General features: G+C 71.3%; 14 protein-coding genes. 6 read left to right on the top strand and 8 right to left on the bottom strand.

Going from position 1 to position 15,791, the window contains the following annotated elements; translation table 11 throughout:
• Positions 1-148 precede the first annotated feature (148 nt).
• The 8 genes from mnhG to ACX9TP_RS28950 all read right to left on the bottom strand — a co-directional run bounded on the left by mnhG (position 149) and on the right by ACX9TP_RS28950 (position 7,371).
• On the bottom strand, positions 149-505 hold the full coding sequence (gene mnhG, locus ACX9TP_RS28985; RefSeq protein WP_482973873.1) for a monovalent cation/H(+) antiporter subunit G: 357 nt from the start codon (positions 503-505) through the stop codon (positions 149-151).
• Positions 502-780: a K+/H+ antiporter subunit F gene (locus ACX9TP_RS28980; protein ID WP_482973872.1), complete on the bottom strand. Its 279-nt coding sequence runs from the start codon at positions 778-780 to the stop codon at positions 502-504. Before ACX9TP_RS28980 ends, mnhG begins: the two co-directional genes overlap by 4 nt.
• Entirely contained in the window at positions 777-1,265 is a 489-nt protein-coding gene (locus ACX9TP_RS28975) for a Na+/H+ antiporter subunit E (protein ID WP_482973871.1), read from the bottom strand. Before ACX9TP_RS28975 ends, ACX9TP_RS28980 begins: the two co-directional genes overlap by 4 nt.
• Positions 1,262-2,902 (bottom strand): monovalent cation/H+ antiporter subunit D, encoded by a 1,641-nt coding sequence (locus ACX9TP_RS28970; RefSeq protein ID WP_482973870.1) that lies wholly within the window; start codon positions 2,900-2,902, stop codon positions 1,262-1,264. Before ACX9TP_RS28970 ends, ACX9TP_RS28975 begins: the two co-directional genes overlap by 4 nt.
• A complete protein-coding gene (locus ACX9TP_RS28965) occupies positions 2,899-3,237 on the bottom strand; it encodes a Na+/H+ antiporter subunit C (RefSeq protein ID WP_482973869.1) in 339 nt (112 codons plus the stop codon). The genes ACX9TP_RS28970 and ACX9TP_RS28965 overlap by 4 nt, the downstream gene beginning before the upstream one ends.
• Positions 3,237-6,128, bottom strand: coding sequence for a monovalent cation/H+ antiporter subunit A (locus ACX9TP_RS28960; protein WP_482973868.1), 2,892 nt, complete (start codon positions 6,126-6,128; stop codon positions 3,237-3,239). Before ACX9TP_RS28960 ends, ACX9TP_RS28965 begins: the two co-directional genes overlap by 1 nt.
• Positions 6,129-6,392: 264 nt before the next feature.
• On the bottom strand, positions 6,393-7,037 hold the full coding sequence (locus ACX9TP_RS28955; protein WP_482973867.1) for a DUF4349 domain-containing protein: 645 nt from the start codon (positions 7,035-7,037) through the stop codon (positions 6,393-6,395).
• Between the two features lie 130 nt (positions 7,038-7,167).
• Positions 7,168-7,371 carry a hypothetical protein gene (locus ACX9TP_RS28950; RefSeq protein ID WP_267861676.1) on the bottom strand — a complete coding sequence of 68 codons (204 nt, stop codon included), beginning with the start codon at positions 7,369-7,371 and terminating at the stop codon, positions 7,168-7,170.
• Between the two features lie 142 nt (positions 7,372-7,513).
• On the opposite strand from ACX9TP_RS28950, the gene ACX9TP_RS28945 reads away from it, so the two are divergent.
• The 6 genes from ACX9TP_RS28945 to ACX9TP_RS28920 all read left to right on the top strand — a co-directional run bounded on the left by ACX9TP_RS28945 (position 7,514) and on the right by ACX9TP_RS28920 (position 15,773).
• Positions 7,514-8,116: a hypothetical protein gene (locus tag ACX9TP_RS28945; RefSeq protein WP_482973866.1), complete on the top strand. Its 603-nt coding sequence runs from the start codon at positions 7,514-7,516 to the stop codon at positions 8,114-8,116.
• 42 nt (positions 8,117-8,158) lie between these two features.
• Positions 8,159-8,671 carry an FHA domain-containing protein gene (locus ACX9TP_RS28940; protein ID WP_482973865.1) on the top strand — a complete coding sequence of 171 codons (513 nt, stop codon included), beginning with the start codon at positions 8,159-8,161 and terminating at the stop codon, positions 8,669-8,671.
• 61 nt (positions 8,672-8,732) lie between these two features.
• Positions 8,733-10,016 carry a Stp1/IreP family PP2C-type Ser/Thr phosphatase gene (locus tag ACX9TP_RS28935; RefSeq protein WP_482982235.1) on the top strand — a complete coding sequence of 428 codons (1,284 nt, stop codon included), beginning with the start codon at positions 8,733-8,735 and terminating at the stop codon, positions 10,014-10,016.
• Between the two features lie 189 nt (positions 10,017-10,205).
• Positions 10,206-13,181, top strand: coding sequence for a carboxypeptidase regulatory-like domain-containing protein (locus ACX9TP_RS28930; protein ID WP_482973864.1), 2,976 nt, complete (start codon positions 10,206-10,208; stop codon positions 13,179-13,181).
• Between the two features lie 63 nt (positions 13,182-13,244).
• Positions 13,245-14,465, top strand: coding sequence for a bifunctional phosphopantothenoylcysteine decarboxylase/phosphopantothenate--cysteine ligase CoaBC (gene coaBC, locus ACX9TP_RS28925; RefSeq protein ID WP_482973863.1), 1,221 nt, complete (start codon positions 13,245-13,247; stop codon positions 14,463-14,465).
• A gap of 198 nt (positions 14,466-14,663) precedes the next feature.
• Positions 14,664-15,773 carry a uracil-DNA glycosylase gene (locus ACX9TP_RS28920; RefSeq protein ID WP_482973862.1) on the top strand — a complete coding sequence of 370 codons (1,110 nt, stop codon included), beginning with the start codon at positions 14,664-14,666 and terminating at the stop codon, positions 15,771-15,773.
• Positions 15,774-15,791 lie beyond the last annotated feature (18 nt).

The raw sequence follows: 15,791 nt of genomic DNA, 5'->3' as shown, positions 1-15,791 counted from the left end.
GTGACCAGTCTGCACACCTTTAGCGCCGCGATTCACGTCACCACATCCGCGCCTGTGCCAGTGGACCACATGATGGGCAGCAGGCTTGGCATCGCCCTCGTGGGTGGTGCGAGTGGGTATGGATGGGGGCAGCTGACACGCGGCTCTGTCATCCCCGGTGAGCTTCATCCGCTCCGGGCACGGGAATCTCCTCGCCACGCAGGCGTGCCCGGAACACCGCGGCCCGCATCAGGAAGAGGGTGGTGACCGGCACGGTGAGCGCGATGAACACCGCGATGAGCACCGTATGAACGTAGAGCTGGCCGCGTGCGAAGGAGATCTGCACCACCGCCGCGAGCGTGAAGCCCCAGGTTCCCAGCGTCGCGCCCAGGGTGGGCGCGTGGACGCGCTGAAAGAAGGTCTTCAAGCGCAGCAGCCCGAACGAGCCAATCAGCGCCGCCAGCGCGCCCACCACCACGAGCATCGCGCTCAACGCGTCCACCCAGAGAGGCACCGACCCATTCATTCGATGATCTCCCCGCGCAGGAGGAACTTGGACATCGCGGCGGAGCCCACGAACCCGAAGAGGGCAATCAGGAGCGCCGCCTCGAAGTAGGAGCTGCTGCGGTAGATGAGCCCCAGCGCGAGGATGACCAGCATGGCGTTCAGGTACAGGCAGTCGAACGCCAGGACTCGGTCCTCCGCCCTGGGCCCGAGAATCATCCGTGCCAGCGCCAGCACCATCCCGAGTGCAAGACAGCCCAGGGCGAAGGCCAGCGCCCAGGAGAGCAGGGGGCTCATTCGAAGATCTCCTTGAGCGGACGCTCGTAGCGCTGCTTGATGAGCGCTATCAGCTCCGCCTCGCTCTGGATGGCGAGCACATGCAGCAGCAGGACCCGATTGTCCGCCGACAGCTGCGCCCAGGCAGTGCCCGGCGTGAATGTGACGATCATCGACAGCACGGCCAACGCGTTCGGATCCCGCAGCTCGAGCGGAATGAAGACGAACCCGGAGCGAATGTCGCTCGAGCGCTGGGTGAGGATGGCCCACGTCACCTGGCCGTTCGACCGCAGCATCTCGAACACCACCCGGCAGAAGAGGCGTGCCATGACGAAGGGCTTGCGCAACCGCACGGGAGCGGGCCTGAGCCGGGCGGTCACCGCGGGCCAGAACAGCGCCAGGGCAACACCCAGCACCAGCGTTCCCGCGCTCACCGACTGCATGAGCAATATCCAGAGCAGGAACAGCGCCACCGAGAGCACCGGGGAGGGAATGAGCCGTCTCATGGCCCGGCCTCCCACGCCGTCGCCGACGGCCGCACCTCTGCTCCGAGGACCGCCTGGATATACTCGCTCCGCTCATAGAGCGACTGCGCCGTCGCGCGCGCGAGCTCCAGCGTGGGCCCTGCCGCAATCGTCAGGACTCCGCACGCGGCGAGGAGCGCGACCAGGGGGAGTCCCTCCGGAGCCCGGACCCGGGGCGGCTCTCGCCGCATCTCCGACCAGAAGGTCCGGATGCCTGTCCGCGTGAGCGCGATGAGGGTGAGCAGTCCGCAGCCCAGCAGCACGCCGGTGAACAGCCAGGTCCGAAGGGCGACTGGCGCGCTCGCTCCACCCGACCCGAGCGCCGCCGACAGCATGCCGAGCTTGGCGATGAAGGTCGGCAGGGGAGGCATGCCCGAGGTGAGCAACATGCACGCGATGAAGGCCAGGCCCATCAAAGCCGTGGAGGCGGGGAACGGCAGGGCGACGAGCGGCTCCTCCTCGTCGTCGAGGTTGACCTCCTGGGCTTCGAGCGTCGCGCTGAGGAAGGGCGCCTCGTCCACGAGAGTCGAGCCCGCGCGCCAGCGCTCGATGAGGTCCACGAGCAGGAAGAACGCGCTGGAGGCCAGCGTGGAGCCCACCAGGTAGAACACCGCGGCACCGAGGGCGGCCTGCTCGCCCAGCCCCAGCGCGGCCAGGAGCGTCCCGGCGGAGACCATCACCCCCGTCGCCGCCTGGACCGCGAGCCGCTGCGAGGCGAGCATCCCCAGGGCCGCGAGCACGGCGGAGACCGCTCCGAACACGAACAGTCCGTCCGCGCCGAACCCCGCCAGCGGCCCCCCGGCGAACATCAGCGTCCACAGGCGGATCAGCGCGTAGACGCCGACCTTCGTGAGCACCGCGAACATCGCCGCCACGGGCGGGGTCGCCGACGCATAGGCGGGGACGAGCCAGAAGTTGAGCGGCCAGGCCGCCGCCTTGGCCAGGAAGGCCACCGCGAGGATGGCGGCTCCCGCGTCGATGAGATGCCGGTTGGCCACCTGCCCCTCCGACAGTCGCGCGGAGAGCTCCGCCATGTTGAGCGTCCCCGTGACGCCGTAGATGACCGACACGCCGATGAGGAAGAGTGACGAGGCGGCGAGGTTCACCGCCACGTAGTGCACGCCCGCGCGGACCCTCGGCTTTCCGGAGCCATGCAGCAGCAGGCCGTACGAGGCGGCGAGCAGGATTTCGAAGAAGACGAAGAGGTTGAAGACATCCGCCGTCAGGAACGCGCCCGACAGCCCCATGAGCTGCAGTTGGAAGAGCGGGTGGAAGTGAACGCCCGCGCGGTGCCAGCGCGCGGAGGCGAAGGAGAGCGCGCAGGCGCCCAGGAGCCAGGTCAGCACCAGCATTCCCGCCGAGAGGCGGTCCACCGCGAGCGTGATGCCGAACGGCGCGGGCCAGTTGCCGGGCAGATAGGCCACGACGCCGTACGCGTCCACCCATGCGAGGAGCACCGCGGAGACGGCGAGCCCCAGGAGCGCGGAGCTCATCCCCAGCACCAGCTTGGCGGTGCGCTTCCCCTCGCCCAGGAGGAGCATCACCGCCGCGCTCAGCATGGGCAGGAGGATGGGGACCACCATCAGGTGGGGCATCAGCCCCTGGAGGAGCGCTTTCATTCTTCCGTGCCGTCCACGTGGTCGGTCCCGGTCATCCCGCGTGAGGCCAGGGTGATGACCAGGAGGAGTGCCGTCATCGCGAAGCCGATGACGATGGCGGTCAGCACGAGCGCCTGGGGGACCGGGTCTGTGTAGTGGGCGAGGTCCGGGGGGACGCCGTCCGCGAGGATGGGCTCCTTGTCGATGGCCAGGCCGCCGATGCTGAAGATGAAGAGGTTGACCGCGTAGGCGAGGAGCGACAGGCCGATGACCAGCTGGAACGTGCGGGGCCGCAGCAGGAGCCAGACGCCCGCGCCGGTCAGGATGCCGATGGCGATTGCGAGCACCACCTCCATCAGTCTTCTCCCGACGCCCGGTGCGCGCGGATGGACTGGTGCGCGAGCGCCACGAGGATGAGCAACGAGGAGCCCAGCACCAGGCAGAACACGCCCAGGTCGAAGAACACCGCGCTGCCGATGTGGAGCTCGCCCAGCACCGGCACGCTCAGATGGAAGGTGTGCGAGGTGAGGAGCGGATACCCCGCCAGGAAGGAACCCGCGGCCGTGCCGAGCACCAGCAGGAGCCCGACGCCTATCAACGTGCGCGGTGCGAGTCGCAGCCGCTGCTCGACCCACTCCGTCCCGGAGATGAGGTACTGGAGCAGGAAGCCCACCGACATCACCAGGCCCGCGACGAAGCCGCCGCCCGGCGCGTTGTGCCCGCGCAGGAAGAAGAACGTCGCCACGACTCCCGAGACGGGCAGGAGCAGGCGGACCAGCACCGCTGGAACCATCAGGTAGCCCACCGCCGTGTCATGCGCCAGGCGCGGGTTCACGAGGTCTGTCTGCAGGTCTCTCGGCAGCGCCTGCTGCTGTGGAGGGAGCGCCATCACCTCGGGCGCCGGCCGGAAGCGCCGCAGGAGCGCGTAGACCGTGAGCGCGACGAGCGAGAGCACCACCCCCTCCCCGAAGGTGTCGAACCCTCGGAAGTCCACCAGCATCACGTTCACCACGTTCCGCCCGCCTCCGCCGCTCAGTGAGTTCTCGAGGAAGAACGAAGTGCGCTCGGGAAGCTCGCGCGTCATCACCGCGTAGGCGAGGACCGCCATCCCGCCGCCCGCGCCCACCGCGACGAGGAAGTCACGGGCCCGCCGGCCCCTGGCGCGCCGCAGGGTGTGCGCGTCGTACACGCCGCGAGCCGGCTCCCGCGCCGGGAGCCACCGGAGCCCGAGCAGGATGAGCAGCGTCGTCACCACCTCGACGGTGAGCTGGGTGAGCGCCAGGTCCGGAGCGGAGAACCAGATGAACGTGATGCAGCACACCGCGCCCGCGGTCCCCGAGAGCATGAGCGCGGCGAGCCGGTGGAACTTCGCCTGCCAGGCCGCCCCCACCGCCGCGGCGCCTCCGGTCACCCACAGCGCGATGAACACCGGTGAGAGCGGCACCAGCGGACGATCTCCCTGGCCGATGCCCCCCCACAGCGCCGTGACGCCGACCAGCAGCGTGACGAGCACCATCGCCAGCAATTGTCGCTGGAGCCCCGCGGTGAGCAGCCAGCGGCGCAGCCACCGGCTCGCCGCGGTGAGCCACGCCAGCAGTGACGTGAAGAGCCTCGCGCCATCCCACCGCTCCGCGAAGCGGACGCCGAGGCCCATCCGCCCCGCCTCCAGCCAGCGGCTCCCCCTGTACAACAGCACACCACCGCCGAGCGCCAGCGCACTCATGAGGAGCGGGGGCGTGAACCCATGCCAGAGCTTGAGGCTGTAGGGCGGGGGCTGTCCGCCGACGACCGGCCAGGACGCGGCGTCGAGGACGGGCCCAATCGACACCGCTGGCACGATGCCCACCACCAGGCACGCGAGGACCAGCACCTCGACGGGGACGCGCATCCACCTGGGGGGCTCCTCCGGGACACGCGGGGTGTTCAGCGCGCTGGCGGGCCCGAAGAACACCTTCACCGAGAACCGGAGCGAGTACGCGACGCTCCCCATGCCCGCCAGGGTCGCCGCGATGGGCAGGCCCCACTCCACGGCGGGGTGGGCGTCGATGAAGACGGTCTCCGCGAAGAACATCTCCTTGGACAGGAAGCCATTGAGCAGGGGGACTCCCGCCATCGCCGCCGTGGCGACGAGCGCGAGCGTGCTGGTGATGGGCATCAGGCGGAAGAGTCCCGACAGCCGCCGGAGGTCCCGCGTCCCCGTCTCGTGGTCGATGATTCCCACCGCCATGAACAGCGACGCCTTGAAGGCCGCGTGGTTCATGAGGTGGAACACCGCCGCCACCGCCGCGAGCGGGCTGTTGAGCCCCAGCAGCAGCACCACCAGCCCCAGGTGGGAGATGGTGGAGTAGGCGAGCAGCCCCTTCAAATCTCGCTGGAACAGCGCCGTCCACGCGCCGAGCAGCAGCGTGACAAGCCCCGCCGAGCCGGTGAGCCAGAACCAGGTCTCCGTCCCCGACAGCGCCGGCCACAGCCGCGCCAGCAGGAACACGCCCAGCTTCACCATGGTCGCCGAGTGCAGGTACGCCGACACCGGCGTCGGGGCCGCCATCGCGTTCGGGAGCCAGAAGTGGAAGGGGAACTGGGCGCTCTTGGTGAACACGCCCAGCAGGAGGAGGCAGAGCGCCACCGGGTAGAGCGGGTGCGCCTGGATGGCCTGCGCGCTCCCGAGCACTGCGTCCAACTCGTAGCTGCCGGCCACCTTGCCGAGCACCAGCACCCCGGCGAGGAGGCACAGGCCGCCCATGCCCGTGACGGTGAGCGCCATCCGGGCCCCGCGCTGCGCGTCCTTCCGATGGTTCCAGTAGCCGATGAGCAGGAACGAGAAGACGGAGGTCAGCTCCCAGAAGAAGGCCAGCTGCAGCAGGTTTCCGGAGAGGACCACGCCCAGCATCGCCCCCATGAAGGCCAGGAGGAAGGCGAAGAACCTCGGCACGGGGTCCTGCGGCGAGAGGTAGTACCGCGCATACAGCACCACCAGCGCGCCGATGCCCAGGACGAGCACGCAGAACGTCCACGTGAGGCCGTCGAGCCGCAGCACGAGGTCGAGCCCGAGCGAGGGTATCCACGCGAAGCGCTCGACACGCAGGCTTCCGCCCTGGACGTCCGGGAAATGGAGCGCCACGCCCACCAGGCCCACCAGCGTGGTGATGCCCGCGAGCCCCGCCGCGCGGTTGCGGGCGCTCGTGGGCAGCAGTGCCGCGATGACACTGGAGACCCAGGGAATGACCAGCAGCGCGAGGAGCGACATCAGGAGGACGGGGGGGGAGGGGCCCGTCCCATCGCCGCGGAGAGCGTCACGGGGATGCGCAGCGGATGAAAGGCGCGGGGCCTGGCCTGCCCAGCCCCGTGCGAGGCACGGTGGTCCTGAGTCATGCCGGGAATTGAGCCAGCCTGCTCCTTCCCATGTCACGCCTCACGAGGAAGGCGGCGCTCGCATGGCGTTGGATACGAGACGGATGGAGCGGCCGTCGCCGCTCGCGAGCCGTGCGCTGCTGTCGGCCGGGCTACGCCGTCAGTCCCAGACGAACAGCCACTTCACGGCCTTCCCCAGGCCGTAGAACACCCAGCCCACGGGGCCGGGGCGCACGGGCCGGCGGAACTCCAGGCTCACCGTGGCCAGCGTCACCTGGTTGTCCAGCGACTCCAGCCGCGCCTTGAGGGACTCGTACTCCGCGGTGACGCGCTCCAGCTCCTTCTCCACCCGGAGCGTGTCCTCCACCGTGACGGCCCGCTGCAAGAGCTCCAGGTACCGCTCGCGGACGCGCTCCAGGTTGGCCAGCCGGACCTTCAGGTCCTGGTGCGCCTCCGTCACGTCGTCGGCCGTCACCGACTGCTCGGCGACGTGGCCCAGCGCGGGGACGGCCCCGAGGAACACGTCCAGGCGCTCCGCCGGCACCCGCACCGTGGCGGACTCGGAGGTGACGCGCTGGGCGTAGCCCCCGTGCGTCTTCGCCAGGGACACCGCCTGCGCGGGGCCCTGCTCGGGGTCCGCGCGCTCCACCTCCAGCAGGGCCGTGCGGATGATGGAGCGGTTCGCCTCGACCGACCCCGGAGCCTCCGCCGAGACGGACATCAGCCCGTCCCGGGAGCGGACCGACGGCGCCGTGCGAGAGCAGGCGGTGAGGACGAGGAGCGAGGCGAGGAGGAGGGGACGCACGGCGTTCCTTTCAGGTGAGGGCACAGGCGGCAGGTGCCCTCCAGGACGCGCGCGCCGGGCTCGCGGTTCCTTGCTTCCGCACGAGCCCGGGGGATTTCACTTCGGTTCCGCGAGACGGCGGGTCTCCCTATCAGGAGGCCCGGACCGAGGGGACGACCGCGGGAGTCGCGACGTCACCCTCGTAATAGATGCTGGCGCTGCCCTTCTCATAGACGACGAGCACCCGATCACTCTGCTCCAGCAGATCGGAAGCCTTCTCCGTGGCCTTGCGAACCAGGGCGTCGAACTCTCCCGAGCGCTGCTTGCTACCCGCCCGGACTGTCACGACTGGCATGCGGTGTCCCGCTCCTTGTGTCCCGCGGCGGGTGGCGCCAGGAAGCACCTGGTCCCGAGCCCATCCGCGAGTAACGGACGTGTCATAGCCAACGGAACACTTCGTTGACAAGCGCCCCGCACCGTGGCGGGAAGGGACTCCCATGAACCGCAAGCTCCCCGTTTTGCTGGTTTTTTCGCTTGGTCTTGCTTCCATCGCGCACGCGCAGTCGGAGCGGCCCCCCGAGCACGTGTCGCCGACGCCCGCGTGGCTGCCCCGGGGGCTCTTCCTGGGCACCACTGTGCGTCAGGGCGCCGTCACCCCGCGGGTGAAGGTGCAGTGGCAGCTGACCTTCTTCCAGGACCGCAACGACGCCTTCGCGCTGCTGCTGGAGGGAGGGCTGGGGTGGGCCGTCGCCTTCCCGGAGCCGGAGGCGGGCTCGCCCCAGACGCAGCTCGGCTCCTACTACGAGCACACCGCCCAGGTGGGCGTCGGCTACCGCAACCAGCGGGAGCGCGGCGCGCACTGGGGCTTCCAGGTGACGGGCGGCCCCGTCTTCTACGGCGCCCACTTCGACGGGGGCCTCCCGGCGGACCACCGCACGGCCGGCATCATCGAGGGCCGCATCCACGTGGGCTACCAGTGGGGCGCAACGGGGGTGGGGGCCGCGGTGGGCTACTCCGAGCCCTTTGGTCTCAAGAAGCGCAGCCTCGGGCGTTCCTTCGTGGGAGGCCCGATGTTCGGGTTGTTCATGGATTGGCGCTAGACTCCAGGTAAGGTTCGCGGGCGGGCTGCCCGCACCCTCCGTATGTCCGAGCTGCTCAGCGCCCATGTGTCGCGGTACCTGCGTAACCGCGGCGAGTTCGAGCGGGGCCTGCCGCCCGCGCTGCTCGTCTTCACCCCCTCCCCGCTGGCGCGGGGGACGCTGGGGGAGGAGGAGTACCGGATGAAGACGGTGACGAACGCGGGGGCGCCCACGCTGGGGGCGAGCGAGTCGCTGGCCTTCCCGGTCGTGAAGTCCCGGACGAATGCCTTCGGCCGGGGAATCACGGTGGGGCGTACGGGCAACAACGACGTGGTGCTGGACGACGGCAGTGTGTCCCGGTTTCACGCGTGGTTCTCCCGGGAGGAGGGGCAGGAGGGCTTCCTCCTGACGGATGCCGGCTCCAAGAATGGCTCCTGGGTGGGCGGGGCACGACTCACCCCCCGTCGGGCGGTGTCGGTGGAGGACGGCGCCCGGTTGCGTTTCGGTCAGGTGGAGGTGGCCTTCTACACGGCCAGCGGCTTTGTCCGGATGCTGGCCGTGAGGATGGCTCCCTGAGCCTTGCCACGTCTTCGGCGGCCTGCGTAACGTGCGGCGTCGCCTTCTGTCACACACGGGAGTGTTCGCGGTGGCCTTGACCACAGAAGCCTTCGGACTGACCGACGTCGGCCGCAAGCGGCAGCACAACGAAGACGCGATGCTGGTGGACTCACCGCTCGGCCTCTACGTCGTCGCCGACGGCATGGGCGGCCACGCGGCCGGTGAGGTCGCCAGCGCCCGGGCCACGGAAGTGGTCAAGCAGCACATCACCGCCAACCGGCACCTGCTGAAGGACCTGGGGAACAACCCCACGGCGGACAGCCGCTCGGCGGCCGCGGCGCTGGTGGAGGTGGCCGTGCAGCGCGCCTGCGCGGACATCTACCGCATGGCCATGCAGGACGCGTCCAAGCGCGGCATGGGGACGACGTTCGTGTGCCTGGCGGTGGGAGGCAACAAGGGCGTCATCGGCCACGTGGGCGACAGCCGCGTGTACCTGGTGCGCCACGGCCAGTGCCACCGGCTCACCGAGGACCACACGCTGGTGGCCGCGCAGCTCAAGGCCGGCACGATTACGAAGGAGCAGGCCGCCGCGTCGCAGTACCGCAACGTGATTACGCGCGCGGTGGGCATCCAGGAGTCGGTCCAGGTGGACACGCTCATCGTGGACCTGGTGCCCGGCGACATGTTCATCCTCTGCTCGGACGGCCTGCACGGCTACGTCGAGGACGAGGAAATCCTCCCGCTGGTGTCGGGCATGGCGCCGGCGGACCTGCCCAAGCGGCTCATCGACATCGCCAACGAGCGCGGCGGCAAGGACAACATCACCGCGGTGGTGGTGAAGGTGGCCGGCGAGGGCGCCGCGGTCAGCGAGGAGACGAGCGAGGCGCAGTCGCGCATGGAGGCGCTGCGCAAGATTCCGCTCTTCCGTCACCTCACGTACAAGGAGCAGACGGCGGTGCTGTCCATCGCCACGACGCGCACGTACCCGGCGGGCCGGGAAATCGTCGTGGAGGGGCAGCCGGGTGAGGAGCTCTTCGTCGTCATCCGCGGCCGGGTGGCCATCGAGAAGAACGGGGTGGAGATTGCCGAGCTGCGCGCCGGCGGCCACTTCGGGGAGATGGGGCTCATCGACAACGCGCCGCGCTCGGCGACGGTGCGGGCCACGGAGCCCACGCGCACCATGGTCATCTCCCGGCCGGATTTGATGGGGCTGATGAAGCGCGAGTCCATCCTCGCGGTGAAGATGCTCTGGAGCTTCGTCCAGGTGCTCAGCGACCGGCTGCGCGCCACCAACTCCGAGCTGAGCGAGGCCCGTCAGGAGCTCGCCGTGGCCCAGGCCATCCAGCCGTTCGCGGAGGAGTAGGCGTCGTGAGCATGGCATTCATGCTTACGAACATGGACGCCATGTCGTCAGCGCTGCGTGCCATGCAGGAGAGAACGCGCTAACTGGAAGAACGCTCCGGGAGCGTCCGGGAAAGGACGCGTCCGGAATTTCCACCGGGAATTGCCCGTTCCGGGCCCGACCGCGGGCTATGGTCCTCGCGGCGTGCGCATGCGCAACTGGACTCTCATAGGGTTGACGGCGGCCCTGCTGGTGGCGGGAGCCGCCTGGTTCGCCTCGGGCCAGGCCTCCAGTGCCCGAACGCCCGGCACCTCCTCCGAGACGCCGAAGTCGGCGGCCCTGCCCACGTTCTCCGCGGTGGACGTTTCGTCCGGCGCCAACGAGGGCCTCGCCCTGTCGGGACGGGTGCTGGACTCCGCGGGACGTCCGGTGGAGGGCGCCGAGGTGTACCTGGCCGCCAGCGCGGAGAAGACGCTCGCGGACGTGCGCTGTGACGAGTGCGGGCAGGCCCTGCTGTCCTGCCAGGCGCGAGAGACTTCGCTGCAGACGCTGGCCTTCTTCGAGCACCAGCACGGCTTTCTCACCCCGCGCGCCACCGCGACGACGGACGCGCAGGGACGCTTCCGCTTCGAGCACCTGGCGGGCGTGTCCTTCTCCGTCTGGGCGAAGGCGCCCGGGCTGGGCGTGGCGCTCCGAGAGCGGGCCGCCCCCGGAGACCCGGTGGTGCTCTTCCTCCCGCCGCTGCGGAGCATCGGCGGACAGGTGGTGGACGACGCGGGCCAGCCCGTGCGAGGCGCGCGCGTCCACGCGGTGTCGCGCCGCGTGCCGCTGCCCTTCGAGGCGACGGCGGGCGCGGACGGTGTCTTCTCCCTGGAGGGACTGGGAGAAGGGCCCTTCTACGTGCTGGCCACGGCAGAGGGCTTCCTGCCCGCGGTGGAGTCGCAGGTGGAGGCGGGCCCGCAGCCGGTGCGCCTGAAGCTGACGCCCGCGCGCACGCTGGAGGTGCGCGTCACCCGCAACGGCGCGCCCGCCGCGGCCACGGTGCGGCTGCGCGCGGACCACCTGTCCCGTGCGCTCAGCACCCAGGGTGAGCCGCTGCGCTTCACCGGCCTGTACCCGGACGCGGTGGTGGTGACGGCGGAGGCGCCCGGACTGGGGGCCGCGCCGCGCACGCTGACGCTGGACGCGCGCGTCACCCAGGTGACGCTGGAATTGGAGGTCGCCGGCAAGCTGCTCGTCACCGTGGTGGACGAGCAGGGCGAGCCGGTGCCCCAGCCGGAGTTGCTGCTGCGCACGGCGCGGGGCGAGCTCATCCGCAAGGAGCGAGGCAGCACGGGCGCGCTGGTGGAATTGGGCCCCCTGGCCGCGGGCGACTACGTGCTGGAGGGCCACGCGGAGGGCTTCCGAGACGCGCAGTTGCCCGCGAAGGTGGTGGAAGGCGAGACGTCGCTCGAGCTGGAGATGGAGCGCGCCGTCCTCATCAGCGGGCAGGTGCTGGACCAGTACGGCCGGCCCGCGCCGAGCGTCTCCGTGCTGGTGCAGCCCACCGGCGAGTCGGTGCTGGCGGACGCGGACGGGCGCTTCGTGGCGCAGGTGCCCACCGCGGGCCTGTACGAGCTGCACGCGCACCACTCGGAGTGGGGCGGCGGGCAGCTCAAGGTGACGGCCCCCGCCAGCGGGGTGCAGCTGGCGCTGGAGCCTCGCGCGGCGCTGGAGGTGACGGTGTCCTCCGCCGGCCGCCGCGTGGAGGGCGCGGACGCGGTGCTGTGGGTGGAGCAGGAGGGCATCTTCCGGAGCGACCGCTCCTCGGGCCCGGACGGCATGGTGCCCATGCGCGGCATGCCGGCGGGGACGTACTGGATGGTGGCCTCGCACCCGGACTACCTGCCCTCGGACCGCAAGCAGGTGACGCTGGAGGACGGGCAGACGCTGAAGCTCGAGGTGGAGCTGAAGCCCGGCGCACCGCTGTCGGGTGACGTGGTGGACGGGCAGGGCGCCCCGGTGGAGGGGGCCACGCTGGTGGTGGTGCCCCGTGGCTCCGAGCCGGTGAAGAGCGACGCGCGCGGCCACTTCGAGTTCCGCTCGCTGCGGCCGGACCGGGGCTACCGCCTGGAGGCGAGGCACCCGGGCTACGACCAGGTGGAGCGCGCCGAGGGCAAGGCCGGCGGCCCGCCCGTGCGCGTGGTGCTCAAGCGCCGCGACGTCTTCCGCGGGCGCGTCGTGGGGAGCGACGGCGCGCCGGTGCGCCGCTACCGCGTGGACGAGCACGAGGTGAACAGCCCGGACGGCCGCTTCGAGCTGCCGCTGGCCGCCGCGGGCGAGCGCATCATCGCCGCGGTGGACGCGCCGGGATACGAGCCGATGATGGTGGACCGCCCGGTGGCGCCGGACCTGGGAGACCTGGTGCTGGAGAAGCTGCCCAGCATCTCCGGCGTCGTGCGAGACGCGGGCGGCGGGACGGTGGCGGACGCGGTGGTGACGTGCGACGTGTGCGACGAGTCCGTGATGTCGGGCCCGGACGGCGCCTTCACGCTGGCCAGTCCGCCGTACGTGCCGCGCTTCACCGTGTCCGCGCGCAAGGGCCGGCTGAGCGGGACGCAGTCGCTGGAGCGTGGCGCCCGCGGCCCGGTGGAGCTGACGCTGCGACAGGCGACGCGGCTGAGCGGCCGGGTGTACCTGGCGAACGGGAGCCCCGCGGCGGGAGTCAACGTGGAGGCGGTGAACGCGGACCGCAGCGAGCCGCTCACCATCGTCACCGGCCCGGACGGCAGCTACAGCGTGGAGACGTCTCCGGGCAGCTACCGCTTCGCGCTTGGCGCCAACCGCGAGTTCTCCGGTGAGCCGACGCTGGTGGTGCAGGTGGCCGGCACGGAGATGCACCTGGACCTGGGGCCCGCGCCGGGCACCGCCGCCCTCACCGTGCAGCTCAAGCCCGAGCGCGGCAAGGCGCTCTGGGTGGTGGCGGGGGAGGTGGGCGACGTGGGCAACCCGCCGTCCACGGCGATGATGCGCTCGCGCTGGGCGCAGCTCGTGTACCAGCCGAGGAGTGAGACGGTGATGCTCAACGGCCTGCCCCCGGGCCGGTACACGCTGGTGTGGGGCCACTTCCACGTGGAGACGCCCGGTGGGCCGGAGGTGCGCGTGGTGGACGTGCCCTCGCGTGGCGAGGTGGCGCTGGGGCGTTGAGGCGGTGGCAGCGCCGTGCGGCGCGGGTTGCGAGCCGGCGGGCGTGCGCATTAGGAAGCCCGCATGGACGTGACGGCACTGAAGGGCCGCCGGGTGGTCGTCGGCGTGGGCGGCGGCATCGCGGCGTACAAGGCGTGCGACCTGGTGCGCGAGCTGGGACGGGCCGGGGCGGAGGTGCGCGTGGCCATGACGGAGTCCGCGCGGCAGTTCGTCACCCCGCTCACCTTCCAGGCCCTCAGCGGCCACCCCGTCCTCACGGACTACTTCGACCCGGCCCAGGAGGGGAACTTCGGGCACCTGGACCTGGCGCGCTGGGCGGAGGCCTTCGTGGTGGCTCCGGCCACGGCGGACCTGCTGGCGCGCATCCGCGCGGGCATGGCGAACGACGCGGTGACGACGTCGCTGCTGGCCTTCCGCGGGCCGGTGGTGCTGGCCCCGGCGATGAACGTGGCCATGTGGGACAACGCGATGACGCAGGAGAACGTGGCGGCGCTGCTGGCGCACCCGCGCTTCAGCCAGGTGGGGCCGGGTGCGGGGCTGCTGGCCTGCGGTGACGTGGGCGAGGGGCGCCTCGCGGACGTGCCGAGGATTGCGGAGGCGGTGGCGGCGCGCTTCGGTGCCGGGCCGCTGGCGGGGAAGAAGGTGCTGCTGACGGCGGGCCCCACGCGCGAGTTCCTGGACCCGGTGCGCTTCATCTCGAATCCGTCCACGGGGAAGATGGGGCTGGCGCTCGCGCACGCGGCGCGGAGCCTGGGCGCCGAGGTGACGGTGGTGCTGGGCCCGGTGGGTCCGGTGGAGCGCGGCGGGCTGACGGTGGTGGACGTGGTGAGCGCGGACGACATGGCGCGCGAGGTGCTCTCGCGCGTGGAGGCGGTGGACGCGTTCATCGCCACCGCGGCGGTGAGCGACTGGCGTCCGGAGACGCGCGCGCCGCAGAAGGTGAAGAAGGGGACGTCCGCCACGCCGGAGTCGCTGCGGCTGGTGCGCACGCCGGACGTGCTGGCGGAGGCGTCGCGGAAGGTGGCGGGGAGCGCGAAGCGGCCGCTCCTGGTGGGCTTCGCGGCGGAGACGGAGCGCGTGGTGGAGCACGCGCGGGAGAAGTTGGAGCGCAAGGGGCTGGACGCCATCGTCGCCAACGACGTGACGGCGCCCGGCGCGGGCTTCGGCACGGACACCAACCGCGTGACGCTGCTCACGCGCGCGGGCCTCCAGCAGGACATGCAGGGCAGCAAGCACGAAGTGGCCCGCGCCATCGTCGAAATGCTCCTGGTTCCCCGTCGGTAGGCTCCGGGCCCGCGGCGCGTCCGTCCACTCCGTGACGAAGAACCCGGGACGTTCCACCCACACTGTGATCCCCTGGAAGCGGCCGGAGCGGGCGACTCCGGGAGTGACGCCGGGCTCGGCCCCGAGGTAAGCGTACTGACGAGGCCGCCGGTCGCTTCCTTGCGCTGGACTCCTTCCTCCGCTACCGATCCAGTCAACGTGAACGACGACTTGCCCGACTCCTCGCAGGAACTGAGCGCCGTGCTGGACGAGGTGCGCCGCCACCTGCTCTGGCAGGAGGAGGCTTCCGGCCGCGTCCTGATGATTGACGCGAAGGCGGCGTCCGAGCTCCAGCGCTCCGCGCCCTCGCTGCGCTCGCTCCTGGCCCGGGGCAACGGGACGCCGGAAGCCGCGGCGCCTGCCCGTCCGCCGCCCGCCGCCCGGCCTCCGAGCGCGCCTCCGATGGCGAGGCCCCCGCTTGCTCCCGAGAGCACGGGGACGCCAGTGGCTCCCGCCGCCGCGGGCCTGACGGGCCGTGGTGGGCCCGCCGCGTCGCCGATGGCCGCGCAGGGCCCCGCCGCTTCGAACGGCCACACCGGCGCGCCGATGCGCCCCGCCGTCACGGGGCCCACCGTGTCGCCGCTGTCCGCCCGGGCTCCGGCCTCGCGTCCCGCCCCGGTGGGCGGTGCGGGCCTGCTCCTGGACGTGCCGCAGCAGGCGCCCCGTCCGTCCGGACAGCTTCCGGGGATGGCGAACGGCGAGCGCCCGACGCTGGACCAGATTCGCCGCGAGCTGGGCGACTGCCAGCGCTGCAAGCTGTGCAGCACGCGCAAGAACATCGTCTTCGGTTCGGGCAACCCGCGCGCGGAGCTGGTCTTCGTGGGCGAGGGCCCGGGCGAGCACGAGGACCTCCAGGGCGTCCCCTTCGTCGGCGCGGCGGGTGAGCTGCTGACGAAGATGATCGAGGCGATGGGCTTCCGGCGCGACGACGTCTACATCTGCAACGTCGTGAAGTGCCGGCCGCCCGGCAACCGCAACCCGGAGCCGGATGAAATCGCGTCCTGCGAGCCCTTCCTGCGCGCGCAGCTCGCGGCCATCCAGCCGAAGGTGGTGGTGGCGCTGGGCAAGTTCGCGGCGCAGACGCTGCTGCGCGACAGCACGCCGATTACGCGCATGCGCGGCAACTGGCGCACGTACGAGGGCATCCAGCTCATGCCCACCTTCCACCCCGCGTACCTGCTGCGCAGCCCGGCGGAGAAGCGCAAGGCGTGGGAGGACCTGCAGGCGGTGATGAAGGTCCTCGGCAAGCAACCCGGCTCGCGCGCCTAGCGGCGGGCCCTCGGAGGG

It is taken from the genome of Pyxidicoccus sp. M15 (assembly GCF_056858435.1).
Note: the sequence above shows the minus strand (reverse complement) of the source record. Positions and strands in the feature narration are given on the sequence as shown.

Bases quoted from the DNA above. Each gene is read 5' to 3' on its own strand.
- mnhG (WP_482973873.1), bottom strand. From the start codon at position 505: ATGAATGGGTCGGTGCCTCTCTGGGTGGACGCGTTGAGCGCGATGCTC.
- ACX9TP_RS28980 (WP_482973872.1), bottom strand. From the start codon at position 780: ATGAGCCCCCTGCTCTCCTGGGCGCTGGCCTTCGCCCTGGGCTGTCTT.
- ACX9TP_RS28975 (WP_482973871.1), bottom strand. From the start codon at position 1,265: ATGAGACGGCTCATTCCCTCCCCGGTGCTCTCGGTGGCGCTGTTCCTG.
- ACX9TP_RS28970 (WP_482973870.1), bottom strand. From the start codon at position 2,902: ATGAAAGCGCTCCTCCAGGGGCTGATGCCCCACCTGATGGTGGTCCCC.
- ACX9TP_RS28965 (WP_482973869.1), bottom strand. From the start codon at position 3,237: ATGGAGGTGGTGCTCGCAATCGCCATCGGCATCCTGACCGGCGCGGGC.
- ACX9TP_RS28960 (WP_482973868.1), bottom strand. From the start codon at position 6,128: ATGTCGCTCCTCGCGCTGCTGGTCATTCCCTGGGTCTCCAGTGTCATC.
- ACX9TP_RS28950 (WP_267861676.1), bottom strand. From the start codon at position 7,371: ATGCCAGTCGTGACAGTCCGGGCGGGTAGCAAGCAGCGCTCGGGAGAG.
- ACX9TP_RS28945 (WP_482973866.1), top strand. From the start codon at position 7,514: ATGAACCGCAAGCTCCCCGTTTTGCTGGTTTTTTCGCTTGGTCTTGCT.
- ACX9TP_RS28940 (WP_482973865.1), top strand. From the start codon at position 8,159: ATGTCCGAGCTGCTCAGCGCCCATGTGTCGCGGTACCTGCGTAACCGC.
- ACX9TP_RS28930 (WP_482973864.1), top strand. From the start codon at position 10,206: ATGCGCAACTGGACTCTCATAGGGTTGACGGCGGCCCTGCTGGTGGCG.
- coaBC (WP_482973863.1), top strand. From the start codon at position 13,245: ATGGACGTGACGGCACTGAAGGGCCGCCGGGTGGTCGTCGGCGTGGGC.